This window comes from Rhodococcus huquni (genome assembly GCF_055231055.1).
Genome location: NZ_JBUYWE010000003.1, coordinates 207607 through 233028, shown reverse-complemented (window position 1 = coordinate 233028; position 25422 = coordinate 207607). Strand labels below are relative to the sequence as shown.

The window sequence follows — 25422 nt, the reverse complement described above, 5'->3', positions numbered from 1 at the left end:
ATGCGGCTCACCCACGCACCGTCGCCGGTCGCATCGCAGATTCTCGATGTGGTGGCTGCCTCGTTCGGCAAGGTTCTGAGGGGGTGCGGTGTCGCAGCTTCGCCCGCCGAGGTGATCGAGGTTCGACGAGTCTTCGCGCTGCTGGGTGTCGGAGATCGAACGGTCGCACGGGCCTCACTTCGTGCCGTGTGCGCGAAGTACTCGTACGAGCAGCCGGCCTTCGATCATGCCTTCGACCAGTTCTTCGGTGCCGTATCTGCTGCAGTTGCCCACGTCCGGGAGCCGTCGCACTCCGAGTCCTCGGACGGGCTACCGGTCTCGCTCGAGGTGGGTGAAGATCCGGGCAACGGAAAATATGCGGACCACAACGACCGGGCCACCGAGATCGGGGATCATTTCGACACCCAGGAGAGGGAGAAAGGCTTCAATCCGCACAAGGACGACGACGATGTCAGCATGGCCGCGAGTGACGCGGCGCTGTCCGTGTCCGCCGAATCGGATTCGGGAAAGCGTGGAGTCGGGTACACGCTCGAGGTCGAACGGGCCGGCACCACCACGGTTGGTGATCTCGCCTCCTCTGTCAGTGCAGTGGTGGCCGGAACCCTGTCCTGGGACGATCCCGCCGCGATCCTGGCGTGGCTCGATTCCTACGACCCCGAATCGGTGTACGCGGACGCGGGGGACGGAGAACGTCTCAGCGCCGCACAATTGGCGAAGCTGGCAGAAGCCGTCGAGGCGTTCGTGGAAGCTCTCGCCGCCGCCCACACACCCGACGGCGTGCAGTCTGACGCGGATCTGCCCGCCGATGCTGCATCCTCCAACGCCCATGCCGAGGTGAATCAGGCTTGCCACGAGGTGTTGCGGAGGATGCGCGGGCCGGTACGTCCGCAACCGCGCGAACGTGCCGCCGGCCGCCTCGACATGCAAAGGACTGTTCGGACGAGCCTTCGGACCGAAGGAGTCCCGTTTCACCTGGTCGTGAAGGCTCAGCGACCGGCGAAGCCGCGTGTCCTGATCTTGGCCGATGTGTCGTTGTCGGTGCGTCCGGTCACGGCATTCACACTCCGATTGGCGCAGGCGATGCACCGTCGCGCGAGTCGGTGCCGTGTGTTGGCCTTCGTGGACAGGCCGGTGGACGTCACGGACACGTTGTGGGCAGCGCAAGGAGACGACGCTCTCGGGGCCGTACTGGCCGATCCGCGTATCGATCTCGAAGCGACCAGCGATTACGGCCGGGTGTTCTCCGAGGTGATGGCCCATCACGACAACGAGGTCAATTCACGTACGTCGGTGCTGGTGGTCGGGGACGGCCGTTGCAATGGCCTTCCGACCGGTATCGACGACTTCACCGCCCTGAGTCGCAAGGTGCACCGTCTGGCATGGATCACCCCCGAGCCGGAACGCTATTGGAAACAGGCCACCTGCTCCATGCCCACCTATTCGCAGGCATGCGATCGTGTGGTTGTCGCACGCGATGCCACCCAGCTTCTGGAACGCGCCGCCGACCTCGGGAGCGCTCTCCGCTGAGCCGCTCACTCACCACCACCCCCTCGACGAATGTCACACCGGTTTTCGTGAGTTGAACGAGTGTGACATTGGTCGAGGGTGGGGATGGGTGACCTGCCCGATCGGGTAGGTGACGACCCTGTCCTTCGGCCGGTGCGAGGGCGAGGGGAGGGCAGTAGGGTCGACGCCACGCTGTAACGTGGATCACAGCATGCTGTGGCCTGCGGGCGTCGAAAGGAGTTGTTTCTTCGGTGTCTGTCGCTCATCCGGATGCGAAGCCTCACGGTGGAGGTGCCGAGCGGCTCGTCAAGTTCCATGCCCCCGAGATCGTGTTCGGTATCGGATCCATGGTGGAGGCCGCTCACGCAGTACTGCGGCTCGGTGGAACCCGCCCCATGCTCGTGACGGACCCGGGACTGATCGAGGCCGGCTGGGCGCGCGAGCTGATCGGATACCTGCGCGAGCAGAATCTGTCGCCTGTGCAGTGGCATCATCTGACCCCCAATCCGAAGGACCACGAGGTCGCCGCCGGACACGACGTGTATCGCGAGAACGAATGTGACGTGCTGATCGCCCTGGGGGGCGGCTCGGTCATCGATGCCACGAAGGGGATCGCAGTGCTCGCTGCCAACGGCGGCAGCATCCTCGACTACGAGGGCGTCGATCAGGCTGCGAGCCCCATCCCGCCACTCGTGATGGTGCCATCCACCTCCGGAACCGGCGCGGACGTGTCGCAGTTCTGCATTGTGACCGACACCGGGCGCGGCACGAAGATCACGATCATCGGGCGTTCACTGGTCCCCGACGTGACCGTGATCGATCCCAGGCTGCTCACGACGATGCCGGAGTGGCTCAACGCGGCAACCGGACTCGACGCCCTCACTCACGGCGTGGAAGCGTTCGTCTCCCTCGCGCACAATCCGTTGACCGATCATCACGCATTGCGGGCCGTGGGGTTGGTGACCGACAATCTCGGCCGCACAATCGAAGACCCGATGGCGCTGGATGCGCGCTCGGTGATGGCGCAGGCAAGTCTCGAGGCGGGCCTGGCCTTCACCAACGCGATTCTCGGTGCGGCACATGCGATGAGTCATCAGGTGGGTGGGCTGCTGGACCTGCCGCACGGCGTCATCAACGGGATTCTCCTGCCGCATGTCATCAGATTCAATTCCCGTACGGACGCGACCCCGTTCGTCGCGGTTGCGTCGACGCTGGGATTGCCCGAGAGTCGCGGCACCGCGGAAGAAGCCGCTCTTGCGGTCGCCGATCGCGTCGAGCGGCTGGCCCGCGAAGTAGGAGTTCCGAAAGGCCTGGGAGAATTGGGGGTTCGTGAAGAGGACTTGACCAGGCTTGCGGAGTTCGCGTTGCGCGACGCCTGCATGTCAACCAATCCCCGAACCGCGACGCAGGAGCAGATGGTCGCGTTGTTCCGGTCAGCGCTGTGAAGAGGTCCGCGAGCATGAACGAGCCGGACCTTTCGATTCTCACCGGACTTCGCTCGGGAAAGCCGACCTTCTATCCGCAGTATCGGGGTGCGGCGGAACGCCTCGAACGGGTCGTGCATGCGCTCGAGCTCATCTCGCGTGCGCTCGTTCGTACCGTGGAGGGTCCGGAGACTTTGATCTGTGCGGTCGCCGAAGCGGCACGCGCTCACCTCGACGCACAGTGGGTGGCGTTCGCCCTTGCGGACGGAAAGCTGTCCGACGCCGGGCCCAGACGCCTGGTACTCGGACCGGACGCGACCCCGTTCCTCGTGGACGACGTGGAGGGCCCGCCGCTACCGGAGTCGGTCTTGACGTGCCTCGAGGACATCCGATGTGCGCGCGCGGGCAGCACGCCGCTCATCGATCCGCATCACGCCTTCGTTCCGATCGTGCTCGAAGGTGGGATGGTCGGCGCATTCGCTGCATGGACCGGCGACCGGCGCACCCTCGACACCACGGACGGTGCGATCTTGAGCATCCTTGCGAGCCAGACCGCTGTGGCGCTGCAGAATTCGGCGCTGTACCAGCGTGGCCAGGTTTTGCTCGAGCGCGCCGAGCATGCATACGCGCAGGCGCGCCGTACGGCCTCGGACCTTGCGGTACGCAACGCGGAACTCGAATCGACGCAGAAGCAGTTGGGTGCGGCACATCGCCACCAGGTTCTCGACGAAGAACGACACAGGATTGCGCGAGAACTACACGACAGCGTGACTCAGGCGGTGCTCTCTGCAGGTATGCAGATCGAAGTGTGTCGCAGCGGGGTGTCCGAATCGGAACGAGGCGAGCGCCTGACTCTTGCGAAGGATCAAACGAGACGCGCGGTCGAGCAATTGCGATCGTCCATCTACGCGCTCAATCAGTCCGAGAGCTCCGAGCGGACGTCGTTCCCCGACATGCTCGAGCAGCTCGCCGTCGTACACATGCCGGACGAACTCGAGGTAGGCGTCCGCGTGGGTGGCACTCCGGTCGACCTCTCCTCGGGGATGGAGCATGCACTTCTTCGGATTGCGGGCGAGGCGCTGTTCAACGCGGCGGCGCACGCACATGCGGCGAGGGCAGTTCTGCGCCTGACGTATTCGCCTGATTCCGTGCTGCTTTCGGTCGCCGACGACGGAGACGGCGACCCGAAGCAGATGCGGGTCGTGCTGAAGGCGGCTGCTCACGCAGACCGCGACGGCCGACATCGCGGCCTCGCGAACATGCAAGCTCGAGCCGTGGAGTTCGGAGGCACCTTCGATGTATCGCGGGCTCGGATCGGTGGGGTCCGGATCGCAGCGCGTCTGCCTCTGCCCGAGATCGGGGACGACCTGCAGGACGACGATGACGAGGTGAGCCGATGAGTGCCGGTGCAGATCTGCGGGACGAACACGAGCCGAACCGGGGCACGAGGGTCGTCCGTATCGTCCTCGTCGACGACCACGCGATCCTGCGTCAAGGGCTCCGGTCGGTACTCGAGCGGGAGCACGACATCGAGGTGCTCGGTGAGGCCTCGACCCGTGAGGAGGCGCTGGACGTTGTTGCGAGAGTGCGACCCGACGTAGTCCTGATGGACCTGAAATTGTCCGCGGCATCCGACTACGAGGGGCTTGCTCTGTGTGAGCAGTTGTCGCAGGCCGACCCGAAAATCGGGCTGTTGGTCCTCACGACGTTTCTGGACGAACAACTCGTCGTCAGGGCCGTGAAGGCGGGTGCGCGTGGTTATGTTGTGAAGGACGTGGACACCACCGAACTGGTGCGTGCCATCCGTACCGTGTCCCGCGGTGAGAGTGCCTTCGATGCACGCAGCGCGTCCGCGATGGTGCGTTCACTCAACGGCCAGGTAGCACCTTACGAGCGACTCACGGACCGTGAACTCGAGGTGCTGCGGCTGTTGGCCGCGGGTCTGTCCAACGCGAAAATTGGTGAGCAACTGTTTATCTCGGCAACGACTGTGAAGTTTCACGTCAGCAATATCATGCGAAAGCTCGGCGTGGGACGGCGTGCCGAGGCCGTGTATGCGGCCAGTAAGCAGGGCCTGATCTAGCCGCCCGCCCCTGACGAATGTCACACCGGTTCACCTGAGTTGAACGTGTGTGACATTGGTCGGGGTCAGCGGGGGCGTTTGGCGCGCCATTCTTCGAGGAGTCTCGGCATCTCGCCTGCGAAGTAGTCGAAGAAGTCGCGCACCTCGGAGATGCGTTCGCCCGCCACGCTGCCCGCTCCCAGTAGTGCGACGCCGTCGGAGGCCACATCGGAGAATTCCGCGAGTGCGCGCTGTTGGGTGATAAACGCATCCGTCCACATGTCGGCGCTCACGCGGTAGTGCTGCCGTCGTGAACCGGGCATGGGCACCCGCTCGACCAGGCTGACCTGAAGCAGGTAGCGCACCGCTCCGGATATTGCAGCCGGGCTGACGTCGAGGCGTGCTGCGAGTTCGCCGGGTGTGACGGTGTCGGCGTCGTCCGTCATCATCGCGGCCCAGACTCTCGCCGGCATGGGAGGAAAGCCCATGGATACGAGAATCATCGACAGTTGCTCGACGAAATGTCGCAGATCGTCAGGATCCGTCGGCTGCGATTCCGGCTGAGTGGTCGAGGTGCTCAAGATCGGTGGTTCCTCCCTGGGAATCTTCTGTATTCTGAATCTTCACACATTAATGAAGTAAGTGTAGTGTCCGAATCATGGTAGCTGCAATTGCGGTAGAAAACCTCGTCAAGACATTCGGACCGACGCGCGCCCTCGATGGCCTCGACCTCGAAGTGACCTCCGGCCAGGTGCACGGATTTCTCGGCCCGAACGGTTCGGGCAAGTCCACGACCATCCGGGTGATCCTCGGATTGTTGCGCTCCGACTCCGGTTCGGTTCGCTTGCTCGGCGGTGATCCATGGCATGACGCGGTCGAACTTCATCGACGCCTCGCCTACGTGCCAGGTGACGTGAATCTGTGGCCCAACCTGACCGGTGGCGAGGCGATCGATCTGCTCGCCGGGCTGCGTGGGGGGCTGGACGAATCTCGTAGACGCGATCTTCTCGAACGCTTCGAGCTGGATCCCACCAAGAAGGCCCGCACCTATTCGAAGGGCAACCGGCAGAAGGTGGCCCTGGTTGCCGCCTTCGCATCCGACGTCGACCTCTACATCCTGGACGAGCCGACCTCCGGTCTCGATCCACTGATGGAATCGGTGTTCCAGGACTGCGTCGAGGAAGCATCCGACGCCGGCCGAACCGTGCTGCTGTCGAGCCACATTCTCGCGGAGGTCGAAGCTCTGTGTGATCGCGTCAGCATCATCAGAGAGGGCCGGACTGTGGAGTCGGGAAGCCTTGCCGAGTTGCGCCACCTGACACGCACTTCGGTGAGCGCGGAGACGGAGAGGCCGGTCGCCGGGCTGGCGGACCTCGGCGGCGTCCACGACGTGCGTGTCGACGGACTACACGCCACCTGTGAGGTGGATACGAGCGAAATCGGAAAGACACTAGAGCATTTGCTGGCCTTCGGTGTGCGCTCGCTGACGTCCACACCACCGACGTTGGAGGAACTGTTCCTCCGGCATTACGGTGACGAACTCGAGCGCGAGGGTCGCAATCACGAGCGAGCCGAACAGGGTGCCTTGTCATGAGTACGGCAACTGTTGCTCGCCCGATGGCATCGTCGCAGGAACCCGGCGGTGCGTTCACGGGCACGTGCCGACTGATCCGATTGGCATTGCGCCGCGACCGAATCCAAATTCCTGTCTGGCTGATTGCGCTCACCGCGTTGATGGCATTCTCCGCATCCAGTGTGATCGGGCTGTATCCGACGGCTGCAGACCTGCACGAGTTCGCGGTGACCACGGCGAAGTCTCCGGTGGCGCTCGCTACCAATGGTCTGATCTCCGGCGACAACGTAGGGGCGGTCACGGCGAGCCAGACGGTCATGCTGGTGTCCATCGCCGCAGCGTTGATGAGCATCCTGATAGTGGTGCGCCATACGAGACAGAACGAGGAGACTGGGCGGGCCGAATTGATCGAAGCTGCCGTCGTGGGACGCAAGGCACTGCTGACGGCAGCACTGACTGTCGCTGTTGTCACCAATCTGGTGCTTGCGGTTCTCGTCGCGGGAGTGCTTGTGGCCCAAGGCTTCGGAACAGGTGGTTCCGCCCTGCTCGGATTGGGTGTGGCTGGTGCCGGCATGGTCTTCGCCACTGTCGCCGCGGTCGCAGCACAGGTCACCGATGGTGCACGCGTTGCGAACGGCGCGAGTGGCGGCATCCTCGGTGCAGCGTTCCTGCTTCGCGCGGTCGGTGACATGTCCGGCAGCGTGTCGGAAGACGGCATTCGCGTCACCGCGGGATGGCCCTCGTGGCTGTCTCCGATCGGGTGGGCGGAACAGACCCGCCCGTACGACGTCGACGCCTGGTGGGTTCTCGGTCTGTTCGTCGCGGCCGCGGCGGCGGGGGTAGCCCTGGCCTTCGTGTTGACCGAAAGGCGCGACGTCGGCTCCGGTCTGTTCGCGACCAGACCGGGGCCGGCCCGCGCCTCGTCGTCGCTACCCACCGTCGTGGGGTCTGCGTGGCGAATCCAGCGCGGAACGCTGCTGTGGTGGGCGTTCGGAATCGGAGTGGTCGCGCTCGCCTACGGCGCGATCGGAGACCAGATCGACGACTTCCTCGGCGAGGGGGACCAGGCTGCCGACCTGATGGCCAAGCTCGGCGGCGGCACCTCGGACATGGTCGATGCCTACTTCGCCGCGATCTTCGGAATGATGGCGATCGGTGTTGCCGCCTACGCGGTGCAATCCCTCCTGCGAATGCGCGGTGAAGAATCGGCAGGACGTCTCGAGGCGGTCCTCGCGACGGCGGTCGGGAAGCCTCGCTGGGTGCTGGCGCACCTTTCTCTTGTCGTCGGCGGCATTGTCGCTCTGCAGGTGCTGACCGGTGTCGCAACAGGATTGGCGTATGGGCTCGTAATAGGCGACCCGCTCGGTGAGATGGGTGACCTGACGGTGGCGGCCCTCGCGTACACGCCGGCCATTCTCGTGGTGGTGGGAGCAGTGGTGCTGCTCTTCGGTGCGGTGCCGGGTCTTAGTTCCGCGTTGTCGTGGGCAGTGCTGGCCATCTGCGTCGTCACCGGCCTGCTCGGGTCTCTGCTCGGGCTACCCGAGGCCGCGCGCGACATCTCCCCGTTCAGCCACATTCCGGCGGTGCCCGCCGCGAGTGTCGAAGCAGCGCCACTGATCTGGCTCACGCTGATCGCAGCAGCACTCGCAATTGCGGGCATCGCGCTGTTTCGTCGTCGGGATCTGTCGACGTAACCGCGACACGTCAATGACGTCAGGGCTTCCCCCGCCGCCGCGATCCGCACCGCGGGTGGTGAAGTCGACATCGCCGACCTACACGCCGAGAACTTCGACCCCCGATTCTCCGAAGTCGATCTTGACCTGTTCCGAGGCAACGCGACTGCGCCGGCCGAGGTGGTCGCCGAGCAGAATCGAATCGATCGTGTAGATCATCTGATTATCGTGTTTCCCGTGTACTGGTGGTCGATGCCCGCACTGCTCAAAGGCTGGATCGACCGCGTCTTCGTCAGCGGGTGGGCGTACGAATTCACCCCCGGAAGCGAATTCGTGAAGAAGTTGGAGCGACTCACCGTCCACCTGATCCCCGTTGCGGGCGACGACGCGGAAAGTTTCGAACGCTACGGTGTGTACGACGCCTTCCGCACGCAGATCGAGCGCGGGATCGTCGAATACTGCGGTGCCACGCTGGGGTCGACGACCTTTGTGCACGAGTCGGACACGAAGAGCCGCGAGACCCTCGCCGCAGAGATCCGTGACCTCGGCGAGAGTGTCGCGAACCGCGTCGCCGGCCTGGCGAGCGCGGCCGCCTGCTGACCGAGATTGCTCGGTCGCGACTGTCGCCTCAGTAGGTGACGCTCGTGTCGATCACGAGCCAGCCGCCGTGGTGGTCGAAGACATCGAACGGGCGTCCGGTACTCGACCCCAGCTGTCGCAGGGCTGCGTTGTCGAATGTCCGAACGTGCCCGTGGCAGGACTGCGCTTCGTCCTCGTACGGGACGGCGACGATCACTTGTTCGCGGGCGATGCGCAGAGCTTCCGACAACACGGCGGCACCCACGCTCGCGTCAACGTGTTCCAAGAGGTGCACAGCGGTCACGGTGTCCGCGCTGCGATCCGGGACGGGCACCTCGGCGGCGTTGCACACGAGAGTGTCGATCGTGAGTCCGAGCCTGGGCGCCACGGCGTCGAGCAGGCGCATCGTGCCGGGGAGGATATCGGTCGCTGTGACCCGAATGCCGTTCTGGGCCAGTCGTAGTGGCAGAAACCCGAAACACGAGCCGAGGTCGAGGACCGATCCCCGCACCAGGCCGGCGGCCTTGTCGTGAATGGGTGCGAAGTCTGCTGAGCCGTCCAACAGCTCCCGCAGTGAGTTGCGGTAGTAGATCTCCCACGAGTCCAACGGTTCGGGCACGGTCGAGCGGACGAGTCCGACCATCGTCGACTCGAACTCGTCCTGGCCGAAGTCGGCGTCTGCGATCGAGGACGTCACTTCGGCGACGAGTCGTTCGCCGAGTTCCTCGGCGCGGAGCGAATGGGTGACCAGTAGTTCGTCGCCCGTGCGGGTGAGGGTGATCGGTCCGCTCTCCACGTGCCTGACGGTGACTCGGCCATGGGTCCACCGGCCTGGCGGGCAGGGGGCAAGTGAATCGAATGCTTCGGGTGTGGTGGAAGTCGTCATCTCGGCACGCTCTCGTCGAGGGTTCGCAAGCCTTCCGACAGCTGCTTCATGCCGGAGGCGAGGAGATCGGTGAGTTCAAGGGTAGCGTCCGCGAGCCACTGTTCGTAGGCGGACATGGCAATACCGAGGAGAAGGTAGCCGACCGTGCGTGGCCCGTGGTCCGTAGGCCGCAGTCCGAGCCGTTCGGCGACATACTCGGCCACCACCGTTCGCCAACCCTCGTACATGACCGACGAATATGCCTGCAGGGTAGGTGTGTTCAGAATCAGGCTCATACGTTTGCGGTGCATGGCAGCTTCGTCCGCAGGAACCGTATTGAAGTGCAAGAGCGCGGACGTCAGTGCGTCGGTCATGGGCATCTCTTCGGGGAGTTCTGAGAGTTCTGCTCGCATCATCGCGAGGTGGCCGTCGAAATCTCCCCATGGAATCGCATTCTTGGAAGGAAAGTAGCGAAACAGGGTGCGGCGTGCGATTCCGGCAACTTCGGCGACTTCGTCGACACTCGTCTCCTCGAACCCCTGGGTGGAGAAGAGCTCGATGGCTACCGTGCTGATCCGGTCCTGCGTAGTGGACGGGCGCCTGCCTACCCGACCGGACGGTTTACGTCGGCTTCTCATGCAAATCTCACCCTCACCCCTGTCATTATGCACTCGATGCCATTATGGTGGTGAATCAAGTCACACAGAGGGTCTGAATATGACCCACGTCCCGTGACTGACGCCAAGGGAAATGCACAGGAGGAACCATGTCGGATCGCGAAAACAACACCGTGGACACCGAACTCGTCGAGGAGTCGCTCGTGGAAGAGGTTTCCATCGACGGCATGTGCGGCGTGTACTGATCGTGTCCACCTCACCTGCTCGCTCGGATACCGCCGAAATCGATCTCGACGTCGGCTGGAAGATCAATCCGCAGGTGGCGCTGCGTCCCGAACCTTTCGGGGCGCTGCTCTACCACTTCGGGACGCGGAAGTTGTCGTTCCTGAAGAACCGCACGATCGTGGCGGTGGTCGAGGCGTTGCCCGACCATTCCGACCTTCGCTCCGCCTTGCAGGCCCAGGGAATCGACGATGCCGGCGTGGCTCGGTATGCGCGTGCATTCGGCACATTGGCCGAGTCGAACATGATCGTTCCCGCCTGACTCTCAGAATCCGTTTCCACCCAACCTCGTAATGGGGACCAGCTATGACTTCAGTGCTCGAACAGCCCGCGAGTCCCGCTCCTGTCGGCCGATTGGTCGATCAGTTCGAGCTCGGACTCGACGCCCCGATCTGCCTCACGTGGGAACTCACGTACGCGTGCAATCTCTCGTGTGTTCACTGCCTGTCCTCGTCGGGCCGGCGTGACCCGAACGAGCTCAGTACCAAGCAGTGCAAGTCGATCATCGACGAACTGCAGCGCATGCAGGTGTTCTACGTGAACATCGGCGGCGGCGAACCCACAGTGCGATCTGACTTCTGGGAACTCGTCGACTACGCGACCGAACATCAGGTGGGAGTGAAGTTTTCCACCAACGGTGTGAAGATCGACAAGAAGGTGGCCGCCAGGCTCGCGGCGAGCGACTACGTCGACGTACAGATTTCCCTCGACGGCGCGACAGCAGAGGTCAACGATGCCGTGCGTGGCCCCGGCTCGTTCGACATGGCGGTGCGGGCACTCGAAAATCTGGCCGAGGCGGGTTTCAAGGACGCGAAGATCTCGATCGTCGTCACTCGGCACAACGTGAGCCAGCTCGACGATTTCAAGGATCTCGCCGACAAGTACGGCGCCACGCTCCGGATCACGCGTTTGCGTCCGTCGGGACGTGGCGCGGACGTGTGGGACGACCTGCATCCCACCCAGGATCAACAGCGCGAGCTGTACAACTGGCTCGTCGCGCGAGGCGAGGGCGTTCTCACCGGTGACTCGTTCTTCCACCTGTCCGCCTACGGCGACGCCCTGCCCGGCCTCAATCTGTGTGGTGCCGGCCGCGTCGTCTGCCTCATCGACCCGGTCGGTGACGTGTATGCCTGCCCGTTCGCGATCCACGACCAGTTCCTCGCCGGAAACATCGTCTCGGATGGTGGATTTCAGGAGGTGTGGCAGCACTCCGATCTTTTCCAGGAGCTGCGGTCGCCGCAAACCGGTGGCGCCTGTGCCAAGTGCGACCACTACGACTCTTGCCGTGGCGGCTGCATGGCAGCCAAGTTCTTCACCGGTCTCCCGATGGACGGTCCCGATCCCGAGTGTGTCCAGGGCTTCGGCGAGAACCTGCTCGCCGACTCGCGGGGCGAGATCCCGAAGTCGAGCGTCGACCACTCGCGAACCGGTAAGCGAAAGACTCCGCGCGCTCCCGTTCCGCTCACGCTCATGACGCGTCCCCCGGCCAAGATCTGTGACGAGAACCCGCTTGCGGGAATGAAGTAGAGGAAATCAGTGATGGGCAACAATGCCTGGTTCGAAACCGTCGCCGAGGCGCAGCGCCGCGCCAAGAAGCGTCTTCCCAAGTCTGTGTACTCGGCGTTGGTGGCGGGGTCCGAGGCCGGCCTCACCACCGACGACAACGTCAAGGCGTTCTCGGAACTCGGATTCGCCCCGCACGTAGCGGGCCTGTCCGACAAGCGCGATCTGTCGACGACAGTCATGGGACAGCCGCTGTCGTTTCCCGTGATGATCTCGCCGACCGGTGTGCAGGCCGTGCATCCCGACGGAGAGGTCGCCGTGGCCAGGGCTGCGGCTGCCCGTGGAATCGCGATGGGCTTGAGCTCGTTCGCGAGCAAGTCCATCGAGGAAGTAACGCAGGCGAATCCACAGACCTTCTTCCAGATGTACTGGGTCGGTAGCCGTGAGGTTCTGGTGCAGCGCATGGAACGTGCTCGTGCAGCCGGTGCGACGGGCCTCATCATGACGCTCGACTGGTCCTTCTCCAACGGCCGTGACTGGGGCAGCCCAGCGATCCCGGAGAAGATGGACCTCAAGGCGATGCTGAAGTTCGCGCCCGAAGGCATCACCCGCCCCAAGTGGCTCATGGAGTTCGCGAGGACCGGCGGGATTCCGGACCTCACCACCCCGAACCTCACCCCGCCCGGAGGTGAGGCTCCCACCTTTTTCGGCGCTTACGGCGAGTGGATGGGAACACCCTTGCCCACGTGGGAGGACGTGCAGTGGTTGCGTGAGCAGTGGGGCGGCCCCTTCATGCTCAAGGGCGTCATGCGGGTCGACGACGCGAAGCGTGCTGTCGATGCCGGTGTCACCGCGATCTCCGTCTCGAACCACGGCGGCAACAACCTCGACGGCACGCCGGCGCCCATCCGGGCGCTCCCCGCGATCGCGGAGGCAGTGGGGGACCAGATCGACGTGACGCTCGACGGCGGTATCCGTCGCGGCAGCGATGTGGTGAAGGCGGTCGCTCTCGGTGCGAAGGCCGTGCTGATCGGTCGCGCATACCTCTGGGGTCTCTCCGCGAACGGCCAGGCCGGAGTCGAGAACGTGCTCGACATCCTGCGTGGTGGTGTCGATTCCGCGCTGCTCGGGCTGGGCCGCTCGTCCATCCACGATCTCGTGGCGTCGGACGTGGTGGTTCCGCCGGGGTTCGAGCGAAGGCTCGGTGTCGAGTCCTGAGCTGACCGACGAGTTCACCCTGGCCGGACGCAATGCACAGTCCAGGGTGCTCTTCGGTCCACACGAGACCAACCTGGGGGATGGGCGCGCGCTGTCCGAGCGGCACGTGGCGTACTACGAACGCAGGGCGCGAGGCGGGGCCGGCATCGTGGTCACCGAGAACGCGTCGGTGCACGAGTCCGATCACCCGTACGAGCGAGCGCCACTCGCCGCGTGCTGCGAGACGGGATGGCGACGCATCGCGGACGCATGTCGACCCCACGGAACGCTCGTTCTCGCCGGACTGACCCACCACGGCATGCAGGGCTCGACGTCGCATTCGCGCTCGGCGTTGTGGGGCCCTTCGAGGGTGGCCGACGTCGAGACTCGTGAGATGCCGATGGTGATGGCGTCACGGGAGATCGACACGATCGTACGAAGTTTCGAGGCGAGCGCGCGCTCGGCGATCGACGCGGGGCTCGATGGGGTGGAGATCGATGCCGGTCCGCGGTCGCTGCTTCGCCAGTTCCATTCCGGTCTCACCAATGTGAGGACGGATAGGTACGGGGTCGACCGCCTCCTCCTGTCCCGCGAGGTTCTCTCGGCGGTGCGTGATGTCCTCGGACCCGACCACGTGGTGTCGCTGCGTCTGAGCTGCGACGAACTCGCTCCGTGGGCAGGCGTGACTCCGGAGACGGCGGCAGCGCAGGCAGCCGAGCTGGCACCGTGGCTGGACCTCCTGGTGTTGGTGCGAGGGGGGCCGATGTCCACACACGCCTACCGTCCGGACTTCCACGAACCCGCGGGATTCAACACCGAGCTGTGCGCTCGGATCCGGACTGCCGTGCCCGACACAGTTGCCGTGGCGCTGCAAGGAAGCGTAACGGAACCCGAAGCAGCACAACGAGCACTCGATCGACGGGTCGCCGACGTGGTCGAGATGACGCGAGCCCAGATCGCCGACGCGAGCCTGGTGAACCACATACGTGCAGGGCGCAAACCCCGCCCGTGTGTTCGGTGCAATCAAGCCTGTCTCGTCCGACATCCCCGCAATCCCGTCGTCTCGTGCGCGGTCGATCCGGATGTCGGACACGAGCTCGAAGCGGTCGATTGTCGGCCGGGCAGTGGAGGGGTCTTGGTGGTCGGCGGTGGACCGGCCGGACTCGAGGCGGCACGCGTATTCGCACTGCGCGGCTTCGAGGTGACCGTTGCAGAACGGACGGCCGCAGTCGGCGGCATGGTCCGGACGGCCGGGGTCGCCACGCCGACTCTTCTTCCGATCGTCGAGCATCTCGAAGCGGAGGTTCGTCGACTCGGCGTGACGATTTGGACCGGCACCGAGGTGACCGACGACAACGTCGAGGAACTCGCGCGGGGTGGGCACGTCGTCGTTGCGACGGGCAGCAGGCCCCGGCCACCAGAGTTTCCTGTCGACGGCAGGTATGTCGACGCGGCCGAAGCGCTGGACGGCGTCGATCTGGGGGCGGGTCCGATCGTTGTGTTCGACCCCGTCGGTGGACCGACCGGAACGGCACTGGCCGGATGGTTGAACGACACCGGTCGCGACGTGTCGATCGTTACACCCGACTCCGTCGTGGGGCGAGATCTCGACCGCACCGGAGACCTGGTCGCAGCCAACGGCCGTGCCCAGCGAGCCGGCATCGTTCGGCATCTGGATGCGCGGATCACGGCGCTGCACGAGCCGACCCTGCACGTGGTCGACCGCTTCACAGGCGAACCTCGCTCCATACCGTGTGCGGTTCTCGTCGACTGTTCGCTGCGTCTGCCGGATACGTCGACGGGTATGAACGCCGGTACCCGAGTCGGCGACTGCGTGGCACCCCGCACCGTGCTGGAAGCGATCCGCGAGGGTCGCGACGCGGCACGAGCGGCAACGATTTCGAACACCGAAACCCTTACGAGTCAGGAGAACTGATGGGACAGCTGGACGGTAAAGTCGCGTTCGTCACCGGAGCGGCGCGTGGCCAGGGACGCAACCATGCGATCAGATTCGCGGGGGAAGGTGCCGCGATCATCGCACTCGACGTGTGCGGGCCGGTGTCGGAATACAACACCTACGATGCGGCGACCGCCGAGGACTTGGACGAGACCGTACGTCTGGTCGAGGCCGCGGGCGGTAAGATTCTCGCCAAGAAGGCCGACGTACGCGACAGTGCTGCGATACAGGCCGTCGTGGCCGAGGGGGTCTCGCAGTTCGGGCGGCTCGACATCGTCGTCGCGAATGCCGGCATCTGTAACTGGAACCGATTCTGGGAGATGCCGGACGACCAGTGGGAAACCTTGATCGATGTCAATCTCACCGGAACGTGGAAGACGCTGAAGGCGGCAGTTCCATCGATGATCGAGGCCGGAAACGGCGGATCCATCGTCGTAGTGAGCTCCGTTGCCGGTATCAAGCCGCTGCCGGGTCAGTCGAACTACGCGGCCTCCAAGTTCGGGCTCGTCGGGCTCACCCAGGCAGCCGCCAAGGAACTGGGCGAGTACAAGATCCGGGTCAACTCCATCCACCCGTACGGCGTCAAGACTGCGATGGGTACCGACGCGGGAAGTCTGCAGCTGCTCGAGAAGCATCCGCACTACTTGTCCAGCTTCGGCACGATTCTGACCGACAACCCGCTCGCCGAGGTGGACGACATCACGGACGCGGTGATGTGGTTGGCGGGTGACGGGTCGAGGACGGTAACCGGCAGCCAGTTGGCGATCGACATGGGCAACACCAAGGTGTGACCGAGTACCCGCATCTGCTCTCTGGATTGCGCCTCGGCCCTTTGACACTGCGCAACCGTGTTGTGTTCTGCGCGCATCTCACCAACTACGCCGAGAACGGTTGCCCCTCCGCCCGCCATGTCGACTACTACCGTGCGCGGGCGGCAGGCGGCGCCGGCCTGATCATCACCGAGGAACATTCGGTGCATCCGTCGGATCGGCCGTACGAGAGGATGATCCGCGGATACGACCCGACCGTCGTTCCCGCATATCGCGAGGTGACGGGCGCCGTGCACGCGGAGGGTGGGAAGATCTTCGCTCAGTTGAACCACAACGGTGGCCAGAGTTCCGGCATGTACAGCCGCACCCCGGTTTGGGGCGCGAGCGCCATCCCCGATCCGATGTTCAGGGAGGTGCCCAAGGCGGTCGATGACGCCGAGATCAGGGAGCTGATCGAGGGGTACGCCCGCACTGCGAAACACTGTAGCGAGGGCGGCTTCGACGGGGTCGAGATCCAGGCGTCGCAGGCGTCGATCGTCCGAGGCTTTCTCTCTCAGGCCACCAATCGGCGCTCCGACAGATACGGGGGAGCGCTCCCGAACCGGGCCCGTTTTCTGCTCGAAGTGTGCTCGGCGGTCAGGGCCTCGATCGGTTCGGAGATGGTTCTGGGGGTCCGTATTTCGATCGGAGACTTCGTGTCCGGCGGTATCGAACTCGCCGATGCGGTCGCGGTCTCGGAACTGCTGGAGGCCTCAGGGACCATCGATTACATCAGCACCTCGCTCGGCGTGGCCACCGAGACGCTGAACCTGGTGGAGCCATCGATGGCAACCGCGCCCGGTTACGCGTTGCCGATGGTGAACGCCGTCCGCGACAACGTTGCCCTTCCCGTGATCGGAGTGGGCCGGTTCGACGAACCGGGCGTCGCGGAGCGTGCGTTGGCGGACGGGCACTGCGACCTCGTCGGCATCGTCCGTGGACAGATCGCCGACGCCGAATTCGTGCGTAAGGCTCGAGCGGGTACACCCGACCGAATATCGACGTGCGTTGCGTGCAACCAAGAGTGTTCCGGTCGAGTGGGTTTCGGGCTTCCATTGGGGTGTGCGGTCGACCCGAGCGTGGGGTTGGCCTCTGATCTGCCGATGGCGCGCACACGGGTGATCGCTTCGGACGTGATGATCGTCGGTGGTGGTCCGGCCGGGTTGGAAGCCGCGGTGACCGCTGCCGAGCTCGGACATCGGGTGACCCTGTACGAGCGTCGTGAGGTGCTCGGCGGTCAGCTGCGCGCCGCCGCAAACGCGCCCACCCGTGGGGGGCTGCTGTCGATGGTCACCGACCGCATTGCTGAGTGCGGACGGTTGGGTGTCGAAATTCGTACGGGTGCAGCGGTATCGGTGGAGATGATCAGGACGCAGCAGCCGGATCTGGTCGTGATCGCCACGGGCGCGCGGCCTGCGCGGTCTGTGTGGTCCGCGGGCGTTGTCGAGGTCTCGGACTCGCGTGAGGTTCTCGAAGGGAGTTCGGAGCCGGAAGGTCGTGTCCTCGTGGTCGACGACTTGGGGTTCCATCAGGGCACGGGTGTCGCCGAGTTTCTTGCCGACCGCGGGTGCGACGTGACGATCTGCACGAGCGCGATGGTGGTGGGCCAGGACTTGGGTATCACTCTCGACATCGAGGGTTGGCGCGTCCGCGCGCATCGGAAGCAGATCGAGCGCGTCACCGACACCGTGATCGCAGGCTGTCGATCGGTAGCGACGGGCGTCGAGGTCACCTTCGAGCACCATCCGACCGGGACCAGGCGAGTACAGCGATACGACCACGTCGTCGCTTCGGTACACCCCGAACCCGAGGATAGATTGTGGAATGCACTCTCGAGCAGTGGATTACAATTGGTGCGCGTAGGGGACGTAGTGGCACCCCGGCGGGTGGACGCGGCGGTCCGCGAGGGCCGAGCTGTGTTGACCGGGGTGAGTGCCGCTGTTGGTTTCGGGCGGTCGATAGCATCGACGAATGACTGACGATCGCGAGTTGGCCGGCCTCCGCTGGCCGGACATCGGCCATCCGACGGTCGTCGTTCCCGTCGGCTCGCTCGAGCAACACGGACCTCATCTGCCACTCGATACCGATACTCGGATTGCGGCGGCGGTGTCCGAGAAGCTGGGGGCGCGGTTGGGTAGCGAGGTCACGGTGGCGCCGGCTTTGGCGTACGGGGCCAGTGGTGAACACGAGGGATTTGCCGGGACGATCTCCCTGGGCCACGAGGTGCTGGAGCAGGTTCTCGTCGAATACGGGAGGTCCGCGTGCCGCTGGGCCACTCGCGTTCTCTTCGTCAACGGACATGGCGGCAACGGGCCTGCCCTGGTCAAGGCAGTGTCCTTGCTTCGGTACGAAGGGAGGGATGCTGCATGGTTGCCCTGCGTGTTCCGTGGGGCCGATGCGCACGCAGGTCGGACGGAAACTTCGCTGCTGCTACACCTTTCACCTGGCAAAGTCCTCTTCGATCGAGCGGAAGCAGGAAACGTCACTCCGATTGCGGAGCTGATGCCCCGACTGAGGGAGGGCGGTACCGCCGCAGTGTCGGCCAATGGGGTCCTCGGCGATCCGGCGGGGGCCTCGGCAGACGAGGGGATCGATCTCCTTGAGGGGTTGCTCACGAGTGCCGCAGAAGCTGTTGCCCGGTGGGAACCAGGCCCCGATGGGAGGCTCCGATGACCCGTACAGGCGTACTGCGACCGATTCGGCCAGGAAATCTCGTCGAATGTGCGTCAATTTTCGAGCAAGGGCTGTTATCGCTCGCCGATCCGCTTACGATCGACTGATGCGCCAAGCTCGACTTCCCGATGGATTCGGGATACGTATCGATCCCAAGGTGCGTACCTATTCGGGGGGACGCGTTCTCATCGGTGGTTCACCGACGCGCATGTTGAAGCTCGCCCCCACAGCTGCCGCCATGATCGGCGACGGATACCTCGAGGTCGTCGATCCGCAGTCGGCGGTCGTCGCGCGCAGGCTCCTCGATTCGGGAGTCGCGAACCCGCGCCCCATGAGCACACCGTCACCCAGTGACGTCACGGTCGTCATTCCCGTTCGCGACAACACCGCGGGACTCACCCGACTGCTGTCGGTGCTACGCGGACTCGATGTCATCGTCGTGGACGACGGCTCCGAGGTTCCGGTCGCCGCGTCCGCGTTGTCGGGCGGTCGCTGCCAGGTCACCGTGGTCCGCCACGACCGTTCACGGGGCCCGGCGGCAGCACGAAACACCGGTCTACGCCGCGCTACAAAGCCTTTCGTTGCTTTTCTGGACTCGGACGTCGTGCCGCGAACCGGATGGATCGAGGTCATGCTCGGGCACTTCAGTGACCCGTCCGTCGCTCTGGTTGCGCCGCGCATCGTGGCACTCGAGCCGGATGCCTCGACGTTGGCGCGTTACGAGCACGCTCGTTCCTCGCTCGATCTCGGCCGGAAGGAATCCGCTGTGCAGTCGGGCGGGCCGGTGTCGTACGTCCCCAGCGCTGCCATCATTGCGCAGCGTGAGGTGCTGCAGGAGTTCGGCGGATTCGACGAGACGATGCACGTGGCGGAAGACGTCGACCTGTGCTGGCGTCTGCAGGAGAGCGGCTGGCGACTGCGCTACGAACCGGTGGCGCAGGTGGCGCACGATCATCGTGTGACGTTCGGTGACTGGTTCGGCCGAAAGAAGTTCTACGGAACCGGCGCCGCGCCGCTCGCCGACAGGCATGCGGGGATGGTCCCTCCCGTGTCGATGTCACCGTGGACACTGTTCGCTTGCCTCGCGGCCGCGTCCGGTACTCGCTTCGGTCTGCTCGGCGCCCTGGCAACACTCGTCACGATGCTGCTTCGACTGCGTCGTCTGTTCACCGGACTCGATCAGCCGACTCGCATCGCGGCCGTGCTCACGGCACAAGGATTCGTCGCCGGGATGTGGCAACTCGCATCCGCGATGTGTCGGCACTATTGGCCGATCACGCTCCTCGCCGTTCTCCTGTCGAGTCACATCAGGCGTGTGGCATTGACCCTTGCAGTCGCGGAGGGCGTGGCCGACTGGGTCACTCACCGCGAGCCGGGCGGTCTCGGCCCGGTTCGGCACACCGTGTTCAAGCGGGTGGACGACGTGGCCTACGGAGCCGGGCTGTGGCAAGGCGCCATCGAGGCCCGTGACCTGGAAGCGCTGAAGCCCCGATTGAAGTCATAAGTGGACCGAGTGGCCGACGTCGTGGTGGTCGGCGGGGGATCCGCCGGTTGTGTGGTCGCCGCCCGGTTGTCCGAGGACGCGGGTAGATCGGTCGTCCTGGTCGAGTCCGGGCCTGGTTATGCGTCCTTGGGTGGCTGTCCGGTGCTGGACGCGACGATTCTCGAGGTCGGTCCGGGCAGTCGCTGGGCGAGCCACTACCCGGTGGAACTGGCGAAGGGGTGCCCGGCGGTGGTGCCTCGCGGACGCGTTCTGGGCGGTTCCGGAGCGGTGAACGGCGGCTATTTCGTCAGGGCGCGCGAAGAAGACTTTGCGTCGTGGCCGACATCGTGGTCGTATGCCGACGTTCTCCCGTACTTCGTGCGCTCGGAGCACGACCTGGATTTCTTCGGCCCCGAACACGGAGACGTCGGCCCCGTCCCCGTTGCGCGCCGAACGGCCGCGGAATTCTCCGATATCAGTTCCGCGTTCTTCGCCGCTGCAGTGGAGGCGGGCTACTCGGTGGAGCGGGACAAGAACGGCCACGAGTCATCAGGTGTCGGTCCTGTGCCGTTGAACGTCTCGGGAACAACTAGAATGAGTACTGCTCTTTCGTATCTCTTTCCGGCACTGCACCGTTCGAATCTGCAAGTGCTTTCCGATTCCACCGTTTCTCGCGTGATATTTACCAGCGGAAGAGCTTCGGGTGTCGAGATGATTCGAGACGGCGAGCTCTCGGTCGTTCGTGCCGAGCGCGTCGTGCTCGCGGCGGGCGCAATCGAAACGCCGCTGCTTCTGATGCGGTCGGGCATCGGGAACTTGAAAGAGATTGGAGGTCAGGGTATTACGGGTGTTGTCGACCTTCCCGGTGTGGGACGTTCCTTTACCGACCACCCCGAGTTGTTGGTTCCCATACGTATGTACGAGGATCGATCTCATGGTGGTCGCCACCCTGCTCTCGAGGTAGCCCTGAATGTCGAAGACGTCGAAATAAGGCCCTACGCAGCGAGTTTCAGTCGGCTGGTTCCAGGATCCCTGTCCGACGAGCGGTACGTCGGGGTCGGACTCATGCGAACCGAGAGTCGGGGAAACATACGTATGGTGTCGGCGGATCCGGGTGTCGCTCCCCGGATCGAATATCGCTATCTCGAGTCGGAGACGGACAAGCGGAATCTTCGACGCGGACTCGCCGACACGAAACGCATTCTCGAATCGGCGAGCATGCGGCGAGTTGCCGCGCGGCCGGAGATCGAGGAGACCGACTCGTGGATGCTCGCGCACCTCGCTACCTCGCAGCACTTGTCGAGCACCTGCCGCATGGGGGCCGACACCGATGCTGGCGCAGTCGTGGACGAGCGTTGCCGGGTGAGAGGTGTGAACGGCCTGTACATCGCAGACTCGTCGGCGATGCCGTGCGTGCCCAGCCGGGGGCCGCACGCGACGACGGTGATGCTCGCCGAGCGCGTCGCCGACTTCGTTCGAGCCAACTAGTCCCACCCTGACCAATGTCACACACGTTCTACTGGAGCGAACCGGTGTGACATTGGTCAGGGGTGGGGTTGGCACCTGCCGTTGCGATATGTGATCCCGGTTACAGTAGGTGGGTAATCGTGGAGGTGTGTTCGATGAAGAGTGGGCACGAGCCGGGTGCGCTGGGCAGTGGCAATCCCTGGGTCGCCGTTCGTCCGGGTGAGGATGTCGATGTTCTTCGTCGCCGACTGTCTTCGGCGCACCAGTCGTTCGTCGACCGATCTTCGGGCGGCGACGCGGTACCGCCGGCCGAGGGCCCTCAGCCGGTACGTTCCGTCGTGTTCGACTCGTGGTTGCGTAGTCGGCGCAAGGGGGTGAGCCCGGACGGGCCGGCCGGGTTCGGCGACCTCGGCGACCTCGGGTTGGCGGAGTATCGGGCCACCCATCCCATGTCGCTTGTCGAGCCGGTCGTCCGAAAACTTCTCGTAGAGGATGCTGCCGAGTCCGGTTTGCTGATCGCGATGTCCGACGAACAGGGCCGCCTCCTCAGAGTCGACGGTGACCATTCGGCAAAGGACAGGGCACTCGAGATGAACTTCGTCGAGGGTGCCGACTGGAGTGAAGGCACCGTGGGCACCAATGCGCCGGGTACCGCGCTCGAGGTCGACCACTGCGTGCAGATCTTCGGCGCCGAGCATTTCAGTCGTTCGGTTCACGAGTGGAGTTGCACTGCGGCGCCCGTGCACGACCCCACGACGGGGCTGATCGTCGGGGCAATCGACATCACGGGTGGTCCTCGGGTTGCTGTGCCGGAGGTGCTGTCACTCGTTCGAGCAACGGTCGCCGCCGCCGAGTCCGAACTGCGCCTGCAATTGCTGTCGTCCCCGGCGACGCAGCGAACGGATTCCGCCCGGTTGGAGGTGCTGAGCGGCTCGCGGCCAGTATTGATCGTGGACGGCCTTCGTCGGACGGTGTCGCGCCGTCACGCGGAGATACTGCTGCTGCTGTCCGAATACCCCGAGGGGCTCACATCCGAGCACCTCGCCGTGCTGCTCGACGAAGGGGAGCTGGACTCGGTCACCATTCGCGCCGAGGTGTCGCGTCTGCGAAAGGTGTTCGGCGCAGGAAACATTGCGTCGCGCCCCTATCGGATCGTCACCGTTCTGAACACCGATGTGCGCGACGTGCGCTCTGCCCTCGATCGTGGGGATGTGGGTGCAGCGATGCGAATCTTCGGCGGTCCGGTGTTGCCCGAGTCGTTCGCCCCAGGTGTGGAAGAGGTGCGCGAGGAACTACGCGCCCGAGTCCAGGCGGGGCTGCTCCGCCAAGGTGATCAGCGACTGCTGGCGAAATGGACGACGTCGGTCCACGGCCGTTCAGATCCGGTGGCGTGGCAGGCGTACCTCGCCGGCCTCGACCCCGCTTCCCCGCTGTACTCGCAGGTACAAGCGCGCGTCGACCTGTTCGATCACGAGCTGCGCTGACCCCTACCCCCGACCAATGTCACACCGGTTCGCGTGAGCTGAACGTGTGTGACATTGGTCAGGCGGAGGCGACGCAACGTAGTTGCAACGTTGCACCCCCTAGTGTTCTGGATCACACCCCTTCCGGGGAGAATCAGATACGAGGGAGCTAATCGATGGCTGTGTTTGCACGTCCCGGTACAGCGGACGCCAAGATGTCGTTCCAGTCGCGCTACGACAACTGGATCGGCGGCGAATGGGTGGCGCCGGTGAAGGGTCAGTACTTCGAGAATCCGACACCGGTCACCGGCGAGAACTTCTGCGATGTCGCCCGATCGACGTCGGAGGACATCGAGCTTGCGCTGGATGCCGCGCACGCAGCGGCGCCGGGATGGGGCAAGACGTCCGTCGCCGAGCGCGCCGTCATCCTCAACAAGATCGCCGACCGCATCGAGGAGAACCTCGAGTCGATTGCGTTGGCGGAGTCCTGGGACAACGGCAAACCGATTCGCGAGACGCTGAACGCCGATATTCCCCTCGCTGTCGACCACTTCCGCTACTTCGCGGGTGCCATTCGTGCACAGGAGGGCTCGCTGTCCGAGATCAACTCGGACACGGTTGCATACCACTTCCACGAGCCGCTGGGAGTCGTCGGTCAGATCATTCCGTGGAACTTCCCGATCCTGATGGCGGTATGGAAGCTCGCGCCGGCTCTGGCCGCGGGCAACGCCATCGTTCTCAAGCCGGCCGAGCAGACGCCGGCCTCGATTCTGTATCTGATCTCGGTCATCGGCGATCTGCTCCCGCCGGGAGTGCTCAACATCGTGAACGGTTTCGGTGTCGAGGCGGGCAAGCCACTCGCATCCAGTCCGCGCATCAAGAAGATCGCGTTCACCGGCGAGACCACGACCGGTCGCCTGATCATGCAGTACGCCTCGCAGAATCTGATTCCGGTGACTCTGGAACTCGGTGGCAAGAGCCCCAACGTGTTCTTCTCCGATGTACTTTCGGCGAACGACGACTTCCAGGACAAGGCGCTCGAAGGCTTCACGATGTTCGCCCTCAACCAGGGTGAAGTGTGCACGTGCCCCTCGCGTTCGCTGATCCAGGAGGACATCTTCGACGAGTTCCTCGCGATGGCCGCAGTTCGCACCAAGGCCGTTCGTCAGGGTGACCCGCTCGACACGGAGACCATGATCGGCGCCCAGGCCAGCAACGATCAGCTCGAGAAGATCCTCTCGTACATCGAGATCGGAAAGGGCGAGGGCGCCAAGATCGTCACCGGTGGTGAGCGCGCCGATCTCGGTGGCGACCTCTCCGGCGGCTACTACGTCCAGCCGACGATCTTCACCGGCAAGAACAACATGCGAATCTTCCAGGAGGAGATCTTCGGCCCGGTCGTCTCCGTGACGTCCTTCAAGGATTACGAGCAGGCAATCGAGATCGCCAACGACACGCTGTACGGCCTCGGCGCAGGTGTCTGGTCGCGTGACGGGAGCACCGCCTACCGCGCCGGCCGCGACATTCAAGCCGGCCGCGTGTGGACCAATACGTATCACCAGTACCCCGCGCATTCGGCGTTCGGCGGCTACAAGCAGTCGGGCATCGGACGCGAGAACCACCTGATGATGCTCGACCACTACCAGCAGACCAAGAACCTTCTCGTGAGCTACGCACCGAAGGCTCAGGGGTTCTTCTGATGAATCCAGGCGCAGACGTGCCACTGCGCCTCCTGGCAACCGCGGGGGCGGCGGAGCTTCTCCGCCGCCTTCGCGGTCTCCACGGCGCCCTGATGATGCACCAGTCCGGCGGATGCTGCGACGGCTCGGCGCCGATGTGTTACCCGGACGGCGAGTTCATCGTCGGCGATCGAGATGTCCTCCTCGGAGTACTCGACCTCCGACTGGCGGCGGGAGAAGTTCCGACCGACCTTCCGGAGGGCGACGACGCGGTGACCGTGTGGATATCGGGATCGCAATTCGATGCCTGGAAACACACGTGCCTGGTCCTCGACGTCGTTCCGGGCAGAGGTTCCGGGTTCAGCCTCGAAAGCCCCGAGGGGATGCGCTTCCTCAGTCGTGCACGCGCATTCACAGCCGACGAGAACGCCGCCCTTGCGGCGGAGCGCCCTTTGACGGGGCAGGACTGGGAGAACGGCGAACGGCCGGTCCCGCCCGCAACCCCACCGATTGTGATGGAAGCAGTCGAGGCGTGCCCTGTCCCGGGCGCCTCGTCCAGCGCGTCGCCGAAAGATTTGTAACTGCGCCGCAATCTGGTGCCCCACCCCCG

23 protein-coding genes are annotated in these 25422 nt (G+C 64.6%); 20 read left to right on the top strand and 3 right to left on the bottom strand.

The features are described from left to right. The 4 genes from madC to ACZI8R_RS07495 all read left to right on the top strand — a co-directional run bounded on the left by madC (position 1) and on the right by ACZI8R_RS07495 (position 5013). Entirely contained in the window at positions 1–1527 is a 1527-nt protein-coding gene (gene madC / locus ACZI8R_RS07510) for a MadC family VWA domain-containing protein (protein ID WP_463378960.1), read from the top strand. Positions 1528–1757: 230 nt separating this feature from the next. Further along, positions 1758–2951 (top strand): iron-containing alcohol dehydrogenase, encoded by a 1194-nt coding sequence (locus tag ACZI8R_RS07505; protein WP_463378959.1) that lies wholly within the window; start codon positions 1758–1760, stop codon positions 2949–2951. 14 nt (positions 2952–2965) lie between these two features. Continuing rightward, positions 2966–4330, top strand: a complete 1365-nt coding sequence (locus ACZI8R_RS07500) for a MadS family sensor histidine kinase (protein ID WP_463378958.1) — start codon at positions 2966–2968, stop codon at positions 4328–4330. Then, positions 4327–5013 carry a MadR family response regulator transcription factor gene (locus ACZI8R_RS07495; RefSeq protein ID WP_463378957.1) on the top strand — a complete coding sequence of 229 codons (687 nt, stop codon included), beginning with the start codon at positions 4327–4329 and terminating at the stop codon, positions 5011–5013. Before ACZI8R_RS07500 ends, ACZI8R_RS07495 begins: the two co-directional genes overlap by 4 nt. Positions 5014–5078: 65 nt before the next feature. On the opposite strand, the gene ACZI8R_RS07490 is transcribed toward ACZI8R_RS07495, so the two are convergent. Next, the gene (locus ACZI8R_RS07490) at positions 5079–5573 is read right to left on the bottom strand and encodes a GbsR/MarR family transcriptional regulator (protein WP_463378956.1); all 495 of its coding nucleotides are present in this window, start codon (positions 5571–5573) and stop codon (positions 5079–5081) included. Positions 5574–5650: 77 nt separating this feature from the next. Between ACZI8R_RS07490 and ACZI8R_RS07485 the strand changes: the two genes are divergently transcribed. The 3 genes from ACZI8R_RS07485 to ACZI8R_RS07475 are packed head-to-tail and all read left to right on the top strand — an operon-like array spanning position 5651 to position 8838. After that, positions 5651–6586 (top strand): ABC transporter ATP-binding protein, encoded by a 936-nt coding sequence (locus ACZI8R_RS07485; RefSeq protein ID WP_463378955.1) that lies wholly within the window; start codon positions 5651–5653, stop codon positions 6584–6586. Next, entirely contained in the window at positions 6583–8259 is a 1677-nt protein-coding gene (locus ACZI8R_RS07480) for an ABC transporter permease (protein ID WP_463378954.1), read from the top strand. The genes ACZI8R_RS07485 and ACZI8R_RS07480 overlap by 4 nt, the downstream gene beginning before the upstream one ends. A gap of 42 nt (positions 8260–8301) precedes the next feature. After that, a complete protein-coding gene (locus ACZI8R_RS07475) occupies positions 8302–8838 on the top strand; it encodes an NAD(P)H-dependent oxidoreductase (RefSeq protein WP_463379279.1) in 537 nt (178 codons plus the stop codon). Between the two features lie 28 nt (positions 8839–8866). On the opposite strand, the gene mftM is transcribed toward ACZI8R_RS07475, so the two are convergent. Together mftM and mftR are read right to left on the bottom strand one after the other, a co-directional pair. Beyond that, entirely contained in the window at positions 8867–9703 is an 837-nt protein-coding gene (gene mftM, locus ACZI8R_RS07470; protein WP_463378953.1) for a mycofactocin oligosaccharide methyltransferase MftM, read from the bottom strand. Beyond that, a complete protein-coding gene (gene mftR / locus ACZI8R_RS07465; RefSeq protein ID WP_463378952.1) occupies positions 9700–10320 on the bottom strand; it encodes a mycofactocin system transcriptional regulator MftR in 621 nt (206 codons plus the stop codon). The genes mftM and mftR overlap by 4 nt, the downstream gene beginning before the upstream one ends. A 128-nt stretch (positions 10321–10448) precedes the next feature. Here mftR and mftA point away from each other — a divergent pair, with 128 nt between their 5' ends. The 13 genes from mftA to ACZI8R_RS07400 all read left to right on the top strand — a co-directional run bounded on the left by mftA (position 10449) and on the right by ACZI8R_RS07400 (position 25393). After that, positions 10449–10544 (top strand): mycofactocin precursor MftA, encoded by a 96-nt coding sequence (gene mftA / locus ACZI8R_RS07460; RefSeq protein WP_463378951.1) that lies wholly within the window; start codon positions 10449–10451, stop codon positions 10542–10544. After that, positions 10544–10843 (top strand): mycofactocin biosynthesis chaperone MftB, encoded by a 300-nt coding sequence (mftB, locus tag ACZI8R_RS07455; protein ID WP_463379278.1) that lies wholly within the window; start codon positions 10544–10546, stop codon positions 10841–10843. The genes mftA and mftB overlap by 1 nt, the downstream gene beginning before the upstream one ends. A gap of 44 nt (positions 10844–10887) precedes the next feature. Continuing rightward, positions 10888–12108 carry a mycofactocin radical SAM maturase gene (mftC, locus tag ACZI8R_RS07450; RefSeq protein WP_463378950.1) on the top strand — a complete coding sequence of 407 codons (1221 nt, stop codon included), beginning with the start codon at positions 10888–10890 and terminating at the stop codon, positions 12106–12108. 12 nt (positions 12109–12120) lie between these two features. Beyond that, a complete protein-coding gene (gene mftD, locus ACZI8R_RS07445) occupies positions 12121–13302 on the top strand; it encodes a pre-mycofactocin synthase MftD (protein WP_463378949.1) in 1182 nt (393 codons plus the stop codon). Next, positions 13289–15217, top strand: coding sequence for a mycofactocin system FadH/OYE family oxidoreductase 1 (locus ACZI8R_RS07440; RefSeq protein ID WP_463378948.1), 1929 nt, complete (start codon positions 13289–13291; stop codon positions 15215–15217). The genes mftD and ACZI8R_RS07440 overlap by 14 nt, the downstream gene beginning before the upstream one ends. Continuing rightward, entirely contained in the window at positions 15217–16029 is an 813-nt protein-coding gene (locus tag ACZI8R_RS07435; RefSeq protein ID WP_463378947.1) for a mycofactocin-coupled SDR family oxidoreductase, read from the top strand. The genes ACZI8R_RS07440 and ACZI8R_RS07435 overlap by 1 nt, the downstream gene beginning before the upstream one ends. Next, positions 16026–18026, top strand: coding sequence for a mycofactocin system FadH/OYE family oxidoreductase 2 (locus ACZI8R_RS07430; RefSeq protein ID WP_463378946.1), 2001 nt, complete (start codon positions 16026–16028; stop codon positions 18024–18026). Before ACZI8R_RS07435 ends, ACZI8R_RS07430 begins: the two co-directional genes overlap by 4 nt. Next, positions 18019–18720: a mycofactocin biosynthesis peptidyl-dipeptidase MftE gene (gene mftE, locus ACZI8R_RS07425; protein ID WP_463378945.1), complete on the top strand. Its 702-nt coding sequence runs from the start codon at positions 18019–18021 to the stop codon at positions 18718–18720. Before ACZI8R_RS07430 ends, mftE begins: the two co-directional genes overlap by 8 nt. Before the next feature lie 106 nt (positions 18721–18826). Next, the gene (gene mftF, locus ACZI8R_RS07420) at positions 18827–20224 is read left to right on the top strand and encodes a mycofactocin biosynthesis glycosyltransferase MftF (protein ID WP_463378944.1); all 1398 of its coding nucleotides are present in this window, start codon (positions 18827–18829) and stop codon (positions 20222–20224) included. Then, positions 20225–21691, top strand: coding sequence for a mycofactocin dehydrogenase MftG (mftG, locus tag ACZI8R_RS07415; protein ID WP_463378943.1), 1467 nt, complete (start codon positions 20225–20227; stop codon positions 21689–21691). 134 nt (positions 21692–21825) lie between these two features. Further along, positions 21826–23154 (top strand): sigma-54-dependent transcriptional regulator family protein, encoded by a 1329-nt coding sequence (locus tag ACZI8R_RS07410; RefSeq protein WP_463378942.1) that lies wholly within the window; start codon positions 21826–21828, stop codon positions 23152–23154. A gap of 155 nt (positions 23155–23309) precedes the next feature. After that, entirely contained in the window at positions 23310–24833 is a 1524-nt protein-coding gene (adh, locus tag ACZI8R_RS07405) for an aldehyde dehydrogenase (protein ID WP_463378941.1), read from the top strand. Continuing rightward, on the top strand, positions 24833–25393 hold the full coding sequence (locus tag ACZI8R_RS07400; RefSeq protein WP_463378940.1) for a DUF779 domain-containing protein: 561 nt from the start codon (positions 24833–24835) through the stop codon (positions 25391–25393). Before adh ends, ACZI8R_RS07400 begins: the two co-directional genes overlap by 1 nt. Positions 25394–25422 lie beyond the last annotated feature (29 nt).